Raw genomic sequence first — 12,633 nt, 5'->3', positions numbered from 1 at the left:
CGCCCAGGCCGGCGCCGCCGAGCGACTCCGGGGCGAGGGCGGCGGGCACGCCCGCGCGGACCAGCTCGTCCCAGTAGCGGGAATGGAACCGTGCGGTCGCGTGGTCTGCTCCGCCGTCGGCCTCGGTCCCGGGGCCGAAGCGCGCGTCGAGCTCGCGCAGGGAGTCGTCGGTGACCAGTTGCTCGCCCATGGTGCGGACGAGCGTGGAGAGCTCACGGGTGGTGTCGTCGATGTGGAAATCCATGTCAGCTGTCCTTCCGGGCAGAGGACGGGGTGGGGGCGATCCGCGGCGCCGGTGGCAACCCGAGTCCGGCGGCGGCGATGATGTCGCGCTGGACCTCGTTGGTGCCTCCGCCGAAGGTGAGGATGAGGGCCGAACGATGTAGTTTCTCGATGCGCCCGTGGAGGACGGCGGTGGGGGAGTGGGAGCGTTGGAACCCGGCGGAGCCCAGCACCTCCATGAGGAGCCGGTACGCCTCGCACGCGGTCTCGGTGCCGTACACCTTGGTCGCCGACGCGGCGATGCGGGTGGGCGTGGTGGAGTCGGCGGAGACGATCTCCCAGTTGCGCAGCGCCAGGTACTCGGCCATCGCGTGGACGCGGGCCAGGTGGGTGCGCACCCACTCGTTGTCGATCACGTCCCCGCCGCCGGGCAGGCCGACGTCGGCCGCACGCGTGGTGCGCGCCCACTCCAGGACCTGCCGGAGCGAGGCCTGGAGCGGACCGGCGGCCGTGAGGGCGACCCGCTCGTGGTTGAGCTGGTTGGTCATGAGCGGCCACCCGCCGTGTTCGGGCCCGACCAGGTTGGAGGCGGGCACCACCACGTCCTGGTAGTAGGTGGCGCTGGTGTCCGGGCCCGCCATCGTGTGGACGGGAGTCCACGAGAACCCCTCGGCGTCGGTGGGCACCATGATCATCGAGATGCCCTTGTGTCGCTTGGCGTCCGGATCGGTGCGTGCGGCCAGCCAGATCCAGTCCGCGTAGGCCACGAGGGACGTCCACATCTTCTGCCCGTTGATGCGGTACACCTCCCGGCCCGCGTGCTCCCCGGTCCCGGCCTCGCGCACGGCCCGGGTCTTCAGGGAGGCCAGGTCGGTGCCCGATTCCGGCTCGGAGTAGCCGATGCCGAAGTGCAGCTCGCCGCGGCTGATCCGGGGCAGGAAGTAGCTCTTCTGCTCCTCGGACCCGAAGGCCATGATCGTCGGCGCGACCGAGTTGATGGTGAGGAAGGGCACCGGGACCCCGGCGATCGCGGCCTCGTCGGTGAAGATCAACTGCTCCACCATCGGGCGGTTCCGACCGCCGAACTCCTCCGGCCATCCGATCGTCAGCCAGCCGTCGCGGCCCATCTCGGCGACGATCTCACGGTAGGCGTTGCCGTGGCCGTATTCGCCGGTCGTGGAGGTGAAGGCCTCTCGGCGCTCGGGGGTCATCAGGGCGGAGAAGTACTCGCGCAACTCCCCGCGCAGCCGTTGCTGGTCTGTGGTGTAGGTGATGTCCATATGCCCTAAACTCATCTCGAGTGGAACACGTTCTAGTGTCGTGTCTCACATAGTATCGAATCATGCTCGCGGCCACAGTGGTCGCGGGCCCGGCCAAGGAGGACGGGTATGAGGATTGACGTGGATCCCGACCGCTGCGAGGGGCAGGCCGTGTGTGTCGGGCTCGCCCCGAAGGTCTTCGAGTTGAACGACGACGACGAGGTGGTGCGGGTGATCGTCGACGAGGTCCCCGAGGAACTGCAGAAGCGCGCGCTCAAGGCTGTCGAGAAGTGCCCGATGGCGGCGCTCAAGGTCGCGGAGTGACGCCCGGGCAGGGCCGGAAGGACCTCGGGGCGGATCTCTCGCTCGACGGCCGGGTGGCGGTCGTCACCGGGTCCGGCTCCGGGCTGGGCGCCGCGGAAGCCGTGGAGTTGGCGCGCTCGGGTGCGGCCGCGGTCGTCATCAACGACATCCGGTCCGGCGAGGCCACGGACGCCGTGATCGCCGACATCGAGGCGGCGGGCGCCAAGGCCTCCCTGGTGGTCGGGGACGTCTCCGAACGGGAGACCGCCGACGCGATGGTGGCCGAGGCCGTACGACTCGGCGGCCTGCACGTGGTGGTCAACAACGCCGGCATCACCCGGGACAAGATGCTGTTCAACATGGAGGACGACGACTTCGACGCGGTGATCAGGGTGCACCTGCGCGGGCATTTCCTGCTCACCCGCAACGCCGCGGCCCACTGGCGGGGCGAGAGCAAGAAGTCCGACTCCCCGGTGTACGGGCGGCTGATCAACACCTCGTCCGAGGCGGGACTCTTCGGCCCGCCCGGGCAGGCGAACTACGGCGCGGCCAAGGCCGCCATCACCGCGCTCACCCTGTCGGCCTCACGTGTGCTCTCCCGGATCGGCTGTACGGCCAACGCCATCGCTCCCCGGGGGCGCACGGGGATGACCGAGGGCGTCTTCGAGGACTGGGACGAGTCGAAGGGGCCCGACCCGCTGTCGCCGGACCGGGTGGCGGACCTGGTGTCGTACCTCGCGTCGCCCGCCGCGGCCGGTGTCAGCGGTCAGCTGTTCGTGGTATACGGCGGCATGGTCGCGTTGGTGGACGCCCCGGTGGTGGAGAAGCGGTTCGACGCCGAGGGCGGTGTGTGGGACCGCCGGGAGTTCGCCGACGCGGTCTCCGGCCACTGGTCAGGGCGGCCCGAGGGCAAGTCCTTCTCCGCCTCGGAGATCATGACCCTCTGACCTGAACCGATGCGGTCCCCGACGCGTTTGCTGAGAGACGTGTCGGGGACCGCTTTCGTTGTGTCGGGGCGTGTTAGATTCCCGACACATGCGCAGGGGCACCGTTCGGGGGTGACCGGTAGGCCTTGCTAATGAGAACGTGTTCTAGCTACTGTGTAATCGGGGTCACACCGAACCGGTCACTTGTTCAGATCGGTGTGGCCGGGGGCCGGCACACGACAGGAGGGGGCGACATGGCGAGAGTGCTCGACGCGCCGCTCAAGGGGGTCGGCGAGTTCGTCGCCTTGAGTCTCGACACATTCGTCTCGTTCCCGTCGATCGTGCGCCAGGGCCGCGAGTTCGTCGAGCAGTCGTGGTTCATCGCCCGGGTCTCCATGCTGGCCACCGTCCTGGTGGCGATCCCGTTCACCGTCCTGGTGAGCTTCACCCTGAACATCCTGCTGCGGGAGATCGGTGCGGCCGACCTCTCCGGTGCGGGCGCGGCCCTCGGCGCGGTCACCCAGGTCGGTCCCATGGTCACCGTCCTCATCGTCGCCGGCGCCGGCGCCACGGCGATCTGTGCCGACCTGGGCGCCCGGACGATCCGCGAGGAGATCGACGCCATGGAGGTCCTCGGCATCGATCCCGTCAAGCGACTGGTCGTCCCCCGGGTGGCCGCCTCGACCTTCGTCGCACTGCTGCTCAACGGACTCGTGTGCACCATCGGCATCCTCGGCGGGTTCCTCTTCTCGGTACTCCTCCAGGGGGTCAACCCCGGGGCCTTCGTCAACGGAATCACGCTGCTGACCGGGTTCGGAGAGCTCGTGTTGGCCCAGATCAAGGCCGGGATGTTCGGGATGCTCGCCGGCCTGGTGGCCTGCTACAAGGGTCTCTACGTCCGTGGCGGGCCGAAGGACGTCGGTAACGCGGTCAACGAGACCGTCGTCTACGCCTTCATGGCGCTGTTCGTCGTCAACACCGTGCTCACGGCGGTCGGCGTGAAGGTCCTGGGGGCGTGAGGTGACCATCATCGAGACCGCCCGTTTCCCCCGACTGTCACGGGCCCGGAACCTCACCGTCGGTCGCTTCGACGACTTCGGCGCCATCGCACTGTTCTTCTGGCGCGCACTCGTGGCGACGCCGCGGGCACTCACCCAGTACCCCAAGGAGACACTCCGGCTCATCGCCGAGATCGCCATGGGCGCGGGGGCCCTGGCGATGATCGGCGGCACCGTCGTGATCGTCGGCTTCCTCACCCTCGCCACCGGTGGCGTGATCGCCGTCCAGGGCTTCTCGTCGCTGACCGACGTGGGCGTCGAGGCGCTCACCGGCTTCTTCGCCGCGTTCATCAACGTCCGCATCGCCGCACCGGTGATCGCCGGGATCGGACTGGCCGCCACCATCGGCGCCGGCGCGACGGCCCAGCTCGGGGCGATGCGCGTGTCCGAGGAGATCGACGCCCTGGAGGTCATGGCGATCGACTCGATCACCTACCTGGTCTCCACCCGGATCGTCGCCGGGATGATCGCCGTGGTGCCGCTGTACTCGTTGGCCGTCATCGCCTCGTTCCTGGCGAGCCGGTTCGCGACGGTCCAGATCTACGGTCAGTCCGGTGGCGTGTACGACCACTACTTCTCGACGTTCCTCATCCCCACGGACATCCTGTGGTCCTTCGTGCAGGCCATCGCCATGGCCATCACGATCATGCTCATCCACACCTATTACGGCTACAACGCCGCAGGTGGCCCGGCCGGTGTCGGCTCGGCCGTGGGCAACGCCGTCCGCACCTCGCTCATCGCCGTGGTGACCGTAACCCTTCTCGTCTCCCTCGCGATCTACGGCGGAGACGGCAACTTCAACCTGTCGGGATAGGAGGCGGTCGTGGCGAGAACCCTGAATCAGAGCGACACGGTGCCCCAGCGCATCGCGGCGGTGATCCTGACGCTGTTCGTCGTGGTGGTGGTGGCGCTCTCCCTCCTCATGTTCGCGCGCGCCTTCGACAGCCGCGTGCCGCTCACCGTCCGCAGCGACCGGGCGGGACTGGTCATGGAGGCCGACGCCAAGGTGCGCTCCCGTGGGGTCGAGATCGGCAACGTCCGGGAGATCCGACAGGAGTTCGACGGTGCGACGATCGACATCGAGGTCGATCCCGCGGCGTTGGAGGCGATCCCGGCCAACTCCCAGGTGAGGATCGGTTCCAACACGATCTTCGGGGCCAAGTCCGTCGACTTCGAACCGCCGGTCGGGGCGCCCGAGGGGCAGCTCGCCAGGGGGGCCGTCGTCGAGACCGCGAACGTCACCGCCGAGGTCAACACGCTCTTCCAGGACCTCACCGACCTGTTGGTCGCCATCGAACCGGAGAAGCTCAACGCCACCCTCGGGGCCGTCTCCGGTGCGGTCGACGACCGTGGCGAGCAGTTGGGGCGGACCATCACCGATCTCAACACCTACCTGCAGGAGATCAACCCCCAGATCGACACCCTGCAGCGCGACCTGGCCAAGGGGTCCCGGGTGGCCAACCTCTACGCCGACGTCACCCCGGAGATCATGCGACTGCTCGACTCGGGTACGGACGTCGGCACCAATGTCGTCAACAACCAGGAGCGCTTCGAGCAGACGCTCGCCGCCGCGATCGGCACCGGTGAGACAGGCAAGCGACTGATGGCGGAGAACGGCAACGAGTTGGTCAAACTGCTCGCGGACCTGCGCGCGTCGACCAGCCTGCTGGCCGAGTACTCGCCGATCCTCACCTGCCTCATCGTGGGCCTGAACGCGAACGTCGAGGACGCCGAGGCGGCCTTCGGTGGGAAGGATCAGCCGGGGCTGGTGTTCAAGGCCGGGTTCCAGCAGGGTGCGCGGGCGTACGAGTACCCCAAGGACCTGCCCAAGGTCAACGCCAGCACGGGTCCGAACTGCTACGGTCTGCCGTTCCCCGACCCGAACGTGCACGCCCCGTTCGTCGTGACCGACACGGGCTCCAATCCCGTGGAAGGGATGCCCGACGTGTTCACGTCCCGCCCCGCCGTTCGGGCCGCTGCGACCGATGGAGCCCGGCAGGCCCGCGCCCCCGACGCTGCTGCAGGTCATGCTGGGCATGGACGGGGCGACCCCGTGACCGCCGGTCGCAAGGCCGCCAAGCAGGCGCGCGCCACCTTCATCAAGCTGTCGGTCTTCACGGCCGTCATGCTCCTCGTCCTCACCGGACTCGTGGTGGTGTTCAGTGACTACCGCTCGGGCGACTTCGAGGACTACACCGCGCACTTCACCGACGTCTCGGGGCTGGAGTCCGGGGACCGGGTGCGCATCGCCGGCGTCGAGGTGGGGCGGGTCCGGTCGATCGGCCTGGCGGACGGCAACACCGCGGACGTCGAGTTCACCGTGGCCGGCAACCAGATCGTCCACCGGAGCACCGAGGCCGTGGTCCGGTACGAGAACCTCACCGGGGACCGCTACCTCGAACTCAAGCGTGGCACCGGCGATCAAGCGCCGCTCGAACCGGGCGGAACGCTGCCGATCTCCCAGACCTCGCCGGCGTTGGACCTGGACGCTCTCCTCGGCGGGTTCCGTCCGCTGTTCAAGGCGCTCGACCCGGGTCAGGTCAACCAGTTGTCCGAGTCCATCGTCAAGGTGTTCCAGGGTGAGGCGGGCACCGTCCAGGACCTGCTGGCCTCCACCTCATCCCTCACCACGGCGCTCGCCGATCGGGACCAGCTCATCGGGGACGTCATCACCAACCTCAACGGCGTCCTCACCACGGTCGGGGACAACTACGACAACGTGGACTCGATCATCGTCAACCTGCAGCAACTGATCTCCGGGTTGTCGGCGAACTCCCAGCCGATCGGTCAGTCCGTCTCCCGACTCAACGACGCGAGTGCCAACATGACCACCCTGCTGTCGGACGTCCGGCCCGCCCTCAAGGAGGACGTGGCGCAGATCGACCGCATCGCGACCCTCTTCAACGACGACGAGGCCTTTGTCGAGAACGCGATCCAGCGGCTCCCGGGCGACTTCGAGAAGATGGGCCGGTTGGGCGTCTACGGCAGCTTCTTCCAGTTCTACCTCTGCGGGGTGATCGTCCGGATGACCAACCCGGTCACGGGCCGGGACGTCTTCCTGCCGCAGTACGAGCAGACGACGGGAAGGTGTTCGTTCCCCGATGAGTGACACGAAGGACGGCGCACCGCTCAAGGCGCCCAAGGGGCAACTCCGGTTCCGCGACCGCGACCCCCGGACGATCGGCATCTGGGGGGCCCTGGGCGCCGTCGTGCTCATGGGAGTCTCGCTCAACTACGACCGGATCCCGTACGTCAACGGGTTGCGCAACGCGACCGCCTACGTCGCCGACGCCGCCGGGCTCAACACCGGGGACAGCGTCCAGGTGGCGGGGATGAAGGTCGGCTCGGTTCGCAAGATCGCGCTCGACGGCGACAGGGTCAGGGTGGACTTCGCCATCGACACCGGTGTCGCGCTGGGGTCCGACACGTCGGCCCAGATCAAGACCGACTCGATCCTCGGCCGTCGCGCTCTCGCCGTCTACTCGGACGGTCGTGGGGAGCTGGAGGACGCCACCGTCCCGCTCGAACGCACCTCGGTGCCGTACTCGCTGACGGCCGCCCTCGGTGACCTGACCGACACCGTCGAGGCCATGGACACCGACTCGGTGGACGAGGCGCTGACGGTGATCTCGGAGACGATGGAGCAGTCCTCGCCCGAGGTCCGGGGTGCGATAGACGGGATCACCCGGTTGTCCCAGTCCCTGAACAAGCGGGACGAGGGCGTCCGCGAGCTGCTCGACAGAGCCGCCGGGACCACCGACATCCTCGGCCGGCGCAGCGATCAGCTCAACCAGCTCATGGTGGACGGCAACACGTTGTTCACCGAGCTCGATCTGCGGCGCCGGGCGCTCAGCGAGTTGGTCGCCAACATCGACGAGCTCGCCCGCCAGCTCTCCGGTGTCGTCCAGGACAACGAGGCCCAGCTGGGACCGGCGCTGGACAAGCTGGAGAGGGTGTCGGACCTGCTCATCCGCAACCGGGAGTCGATGGACCTGGGGCTGCGACGGATCGTTCCCTTCTCGACCGCGCTCAGCGAGGCCGTCGCCTCCGGACCGTGGTTCAACGCGTACGTGAACAACCTGTCGATCGGTCAGTACCCGCAGACCATCCTGCGCGACGTCATGCCGCTCCTGGACCCCCGCATCCAGCCCGAACCCGGGCTGGTCCGCGAGCCGACCATGCCGGGTGTTCCCGGCCTGACGATCATGGACGAGTTCCCCGGTTGGGGCGAGAATAGGTTGCCCCGATGAGTCGACTACTGTCCTCCACCCTCGCCAAGGTCGTCGCGCTCGTGATCGTGGTGGCGCTCGTGGTCGCCGCGGTGTGGTTCTTCACCTCGCGCTCCAAGACCATCACCGCCTACTTCGAATCGACCCGCGGCGTCTACGTCGACGACACGGTCCGGGTCCTCGGGGTGCGCGTCGGAACCATCACGGACATCACCACGGAGGGCGGGTTGTCCAAGGTCACGATGAAGGTCGACGAGGACGTGCCCGTCCCGGCCGACGCCACCGCGCTGCTCGTGGCCCAGTCGCTCGTCGCCGAACGCTTCGTCCAGCTCACCCCCGCGTTCACGGGCGGGGAGGCGATGGAGGACGGTGGATCGATCCCGGTCGAGCGGACCGCGGTGCCGGTCGAGTGGGACGCCATGAAGGAACAGCTCATGAAGCTCTCCTCGGCCCTCGGGCCGACCGGCGACGAGGAGTCCGGAGCGCTCGGTGAGTTCGTCGAGTCCGCCGACGCGATGCTCGACGGCAACGGTGCGGAGGTGAGGGACGCCCTCAACGAACTCTCGCAGACCATGGCGTTGCTCTCCGACGGCCGCGAGAACCTCTTCACCACCCTCAAGAACCTCCAGCTCTTCGTCACCGCGCTCTCGCGGAGTGAGGAGCAGATCGTCTCCTTCGGCGGCAGGCTCGCCAGCGTCACCCAGGTCCTCGGCGACCAGACCGACGACATCGACGCCGCGCTCAGGGAACTCGACCTGGCGGTGATCGACATCGACCGCTTCCTGGAGAACCACGGGACACGGGTGACGACAGCCGTGGACAAGCTGGGGCAGGCCACCGAGGTGGTCCGCGACCGCCGTGCCGACCTGGAGGGTGTGTTGCACGTGGGTCCCACGGCCATGGCCAACTTCTACAACATCTACCGCCCGTACCAGGGCGTCCTCACCGGCGTCCTGGCCATGAACCAGATGGCCAACCCGACCAACTTCATCTGCGGTGCCATCGCGGGCCTGGCCAACAACACGGCCGAATCCGACGCGCAACTGTGTGCGCAGTACATGGGCCCGCTGTTCAACTCGCTCACCTCCAACTACCCGTACGGCGCGGTCACCCCGCCGATCACGCCGACCGCGGAGAGGGACCAGATCTGGAACTCCCAGAAACCCGGAACCCAGACCGCGCCCGGTGTGCAGCCCGTGTCCGCCCGACCGGATCCGTTGATCAACGTGGTCAACCGCGGCGACAACCTGACGGACACGCTCATCGCGACGGGAGGTGCGTGATGATCCGCGATCGTTCCCGGAACAGACGTCTGCTGGCGGCCGGCGCGCTCGGCGGCGCCGTGCTGCTCGCCGGGACGGGGTGCACCTGGGAGGGGCTCAACTCGCTCCCGCTCCCGGGCGCCCAGGGCAACGGAGAGGGCGCCTACGAGGTGACCATCGAGATGCCCAACGTCACGACCATCACCCGAAATTCGCCGGTCCGCGTCAACGACGTCAACGTCGGCTCGATCACCGACATGAGGGTCGAGGACTACACGGCGATCGTCACGGTCTCGCTCAACGAGGACGTCCGTCTCCCGGCCAACGCGCACGCGAAGATCGGGCAGACCAGCCTCCTCGGGTCGCAGCATCTCGAGATCTTCCCGCCCCCGGACGGCGAGCCCGAGGGTTCGCTCTCCGACGGGGACGTCATCCCGTTGGCCCGCGCCGGTGTGTACCCGACCACCGAGCAGACGCTGTCGGCGCTGTCGGTGGTCCTCACCAACGGCGGACTCGCCCAGTTCGAGACCATCTCCCGCGAGCTCAACACCGCGTTGGACGGACGCCAGTTCGAGGCCAAGGAGGTCATCTCACAGCCGGAGACCACCGTCAGCGGTCTCGACCAGCAGCGGGCCGACATCATCGCGGCCATGGACGGTCTGGACCGGCTCTCGCGGCAGATCAACGAGCAGAACGACACCCTGGCCAAGGCGCTGGGTCAGATGCCGGAGGCGTTGTCACTCGTCAACGCGCAGAAGCAGGAACTCACCACGGCCCTGGTCTCCCTGGGCGACTTCGGCAACAAGGCCAACCAGCTCATCGACGCCGGTGGCGGTAGCAATCTGGTGGCCAACCTGCAGGACATCACCCCGGTCCTCGAGGGGTTGGCGAACAGCGGCCGCAACCTCACCCGCGTCATGCAGATCCTCATCACCTTCCCGTTCCCCCAGGCCGGTATCGACAACTTCCTCCGGGGCGACTACGCGAACCTGTACATCGACGCGGACATGACGAACGAGCGTCTGGCGGAGACCTTCCTGCTCGGAACGGAGTTCGGAAACCGGATGGCCGGGCTCGAGGGGTATGTCGGTCTGGCGCCGAACCCTCTGGCGAGCGCGGACCCGTACTCGCTCGACGTCCCGCAGCCCCCGGCGCCCGACCAGATGGACCAACCGGCCGGGGACCTCGCCGCGCCGGACTCCGCCGGCGACCCCGCGCCCCCGGCCGAGGAGGCCCCCCGATGACCAGGTTCGTCAAGCTCCAGCTGACGGTCTTCGCCGTCGTCACGGTCCTCGCCCTTGCCGTCATGTCGGTCGTGTACCTCAAACTGCCCACCTCGCTCGGGTGGAACCGGACGGACGTCGCCCTCGAGATGCCGGATACCGGTGGTCTCTACCAGAACGCCAACGTCACCTACCTCGGGACGGTCATCGGCCGGGTCGACTCGGTGACCCTCAAGCCCGGGCACGTCGTTGCGGAGATGCACTTCGAGTCGAACGCGGACGTGCCCGCGAACGTGCGGGCGCAGATCCGCAGCGTCTCGGCGATCGGTGAGCAGTACGTGGAGTTCGTGCCCGAGGGGGAGCCGGCCGGTCGACTGGAGGACGGCGCGGTGTTCGGGACGGACCGGGTCGACATGCCCCAGGGCATCGGACCGGTCCTGGACCAGGCGACGGTGTTGATGGCGTCGATCGACGACGCGAAGATGCGCCGGGTGATCTCCGAGGCGTTCGACGCGTTCAACGGGTCGGAGCGGGACCTGCGGCAGTTCCTTGACTCCGCGCAACTGCTGCTGGACGAGGCCCAGGACAATTCCGGGGTCACCCGCCAACTCATCGAGGACGCCGAGCCGGTCCTGGATTCCCAGCTGCGCTCGTCGGACTCGATCCGGGCCTGGACCCGCAACCTCGCCGACGTCACCGATCAGCTCCGGACCAACGAACCGCAGCTCACCTCGCTCGTCCAGCGCGGGCCGGACTCGCTCGGGCGGGCGACCAGGGTCCTCAACGACCTGCAACCGACCATGCCGGTCCTCGTCGCGAACCTGGTGAGCGTCGGCGAGGTCGGGGTGGTCTACAACCGGTCGATCGAGCAGTTGCTCGTGATCTACCCGGCCCTGGTGTCCTCGCTGATCACGGCCATCAACGGGGCGAAGGACGACGGGGAGATCAAGGTGGACTTCAACCTCCAGATCAACGAGACCCCTCCGTGTACGACGGGCTTCCTGCCGGCGGACCAGCGGCGGTCGCCCGCCGACCTCTCCGTCCCGCCGCTGATCAACGGCATCTACTGCAAGGTCCCCCAGGACTCCCAGGTGACCGTCCGCGGAGCACGCAACCTGCCGTGCATGGAGTTCCCGGGCCGCCGCGCGGCCTCGCCCGAGGAGTGCAGGGCGAACAACTACACGCCCGAGGGGCACAATCCGCCCGACACCAGTGAGGTCGGCCCGCCCGGGAACAACCCCAACGCGTACAACGTGGTGCCGTCGTCGACTTCCGGGGAGCGGGAGATCCGCACCTCGGCGGCGATGTACGACCCGGCGACGGGCGAGTATCTCGGGGCGGACGGCAAGACGTATCGTCAGTTGAACCTCGGCACGGCCGCCCGCCTGCCGGCTGACGCCAGCCTCACCGACGTCATGACGAACGGAGTGACCTAGCCAGTGTCATCGCAGCCCTCGAACGATCGGGACCAGCCCGACCGCGCGGGGCGGGGCGGCCTCACGCCGCTGGCCGTCATCGCCGCCCTGTCCCTCCTCGCCGCACTGGTCACGGGAGGACTCTGGCTGTCCGAGCAGGGGAAGGCGGCGTCGGTCCGCGCCGACCGCGCCTCCGCCACCGAGCTCGACCAGGCCTACCGTGACTTCGCCACCGAGGTCCTGACCCACCTGATGACCATCCGCCAGGAGACGCTCTCCGAGGACGTCGACCGGATAGTGGGCATGATCGAGGGTGACTTCTCGGAGCAGTTCGCTCCGCGTCGTGACTCGTACGAGGAGGTCGTCCAGACCACCGAGGTCGTGGCGGACGGCGTGGTCTCCGCGGCCGCGGTCGAGAGGTCCTACCCCGACCACGCGGACGTGATCATGGCGATCGATCAGACGATCGGCAACCCGAGGTCGCAGGAGGACCAGGATCGCCAGTACCGGGTGCGCGTCACGGTCAACCGGCACGACGACGGCGAGATGAAGGTCTCGGGGGTGAACTTCATCCCATGAGCACGGACGACACCACGCCTGACGACGCCACTCCTGACGACACCACGCCCGGCGACACCACGCCTGACGACACCGCGCCCGGCAGCCTCGCCCCCGACGGGAGCAGGCCGGACGTCCGCGCCGCCCGTCGCGCACAACGCGAGGCCGAACGGGCCGC

Annotated in this window: 11 protein-coding genes and 1 pseudogene; 10 read left to right on the top strand and 2 right to left on the bottom strand. The window is 68.3% G+C overall.

Annotated features, from left to right (window positions below):
- Positions 1–244: pseudogene (locus tag G6018_RS09860) on the bottom strand (acyl-CoA dehydrogenase); the annotation flags it as partial.
- A gap of 1 nt (position 245) precedes the next feature.
- Positions 246–1,502, bottom strand: a complete 1,257-nt coding sequence (locus G6018_RS09855) for an acyl-CoA dehydrogenase family protein (protein ID WP_107748787.1) — start codon at positions 1,500–1,502, stop codon at positions 246–248.
- 108 nt (positions 1,503–1,610) lie between these two features.
- On the opposite strand from G6018_RS09855, the gene G6018_RS09850 reads away from it, so the two are divergent.
- The 10 genes from G6018_RS09850 to G6018_RS09800 all read left to right on the top strand — a co-directional run bounded on the left by G6018_RS09850 (position 1,611) and on the right by G6018_RS09800 (position 12,476).
- Positions 1,611–1,805 (top strand): ferredoxin, encoded by a 195-nt coding sequence (locus tag G6018_RS09850; RefSeq protein ID WP_107748788.1) that lies wholly within the window; start codon positions 1,611–1,613, stop codon positions 1,803–1,805.
- Positions 1,802–2,731, top strand: a complete 930-nt coding sequence (locus G6018_RS09845) for a 3-oxoacyl-ACP reductase (RefSeq protein ID WP_182639499.1) — start codon at positions 1,802–1,804, stop codon at positions 2,729–2,731. The genes G6018_RS09850 and G6018_RS09845 overlap by 4 nt, the downstream gene beginning before the upstream one ends.
- Before the next feature lie 233 nt (positions 2,732–2,964).
- Positions 2,965–3,729 (top strand): ABC transporter permease, encoded by a 765-nt coding sequence (locus G6018_RS09840; protein WP_182609475.1) that lies wholly within the window; start codon positions 2,965–2,967, stop codon positions 3,727–3,729.
- Between the two features lie 34 nt (positions 3,730–3,763).
- Positions 3,764–4,582, top strand: a complete 819-nt coding sequence (locus G6018_RS09835) for an ABC transporter permease (protein ID WP_187700756.1) — start codon at positions 3,764–3,766, stop codon at positions 4,580–4,582.
- 9 nt (positions 4,583–4,591) lie between these two features.
- Positions 4,592–6,877 carry an MCE family protein gene (locus G6018_RS17415; protein ID WP_347237844.1) on the top strand — a complete coding sequence of 762 codons (2,286 nt, stop codon included), beginning with the start codon at positions 4,592–4,594 and terminating at the stop codon, positions 6,875–6,877.
- The gene (locus G6018_RS09820) at positions 6,870–8,018 is read left to right on the top strand and encodes an MCE family protein (RefSeq protein WP_182609478.1); all 1,149 of its coding nucleotides are present in this window, start codon (positions 6,870–6,872) and stop codon (positions 8,016–8,018) included. The genes G6018_RS17415 and G6018_RS09820 overlap by 8 nt, the downstream gene beginning before the upstream one ends.
- Positions 8,015–9,280: an MCE family protein gene (locus G6018_RS09815; protein WP_182639498.1), complete on the top strand. Its 1,266-nt coding sequence runs from the start codon at positions 8,015–8,017 to the stop codon at positions 9,278–9,280. The genes G6018_RS09820 and G6018_RS09815 overlap by 4 nt, the downstream gene beginning before the upstream one ends.
- Positions 9,280–10,503, top strand: coding sequence for an MCE family protein (locus tag G6018_RS09810; protein ID WP_182639497.1), 1,224 nt, complete (start codon positions 9,280–9,282; stop codon positions 10,501–10,503). Before G6018_RS09815 ends, G6018_RS09810 begins: the two co-directional genes overlap by 1 nt.
- Positions 10,500–11,918, top strand: a complete 1,419-nt coding sequence (locus tag G6018_RS09805; protein WP_182639496.1) for an MlaD family protein — start codon at positions 10,500–10,502, stop codon at positions 11,916–11,918. Before G6018_RS09810 ends, G6018_RS09805 begins: the two co-directional genes overlap by 4 nt.
- Positions 11,919–11,921: 3 nt before the next feature.
- Positions 11,922–12,476 (top strand): hypothetical protein, encoded by a 555-nt coding sequence (locus tag G6018_RS09800; RefSeq protein WP_304816393.1) that lies wholly within the window; start codon positions 11,922–11,924, stop codon positions 12,474–12,476.
- Positions 12,477–12,633 lie beyond the last annotated feature (157 nt).

This window comes from Dietzia sp. DQ11-44 (assembly GCF_014145205.1).
Classification (GTDB): Bacteria; Actinomycetota; Actinomycetes; order Mycobacteriales; family Mycobacteriaceae; genus Dietzia; species Dietzia natronolimnaea.
This window is presented reverse-complemented; position numbering and strand designations above follow the sequence as displayed.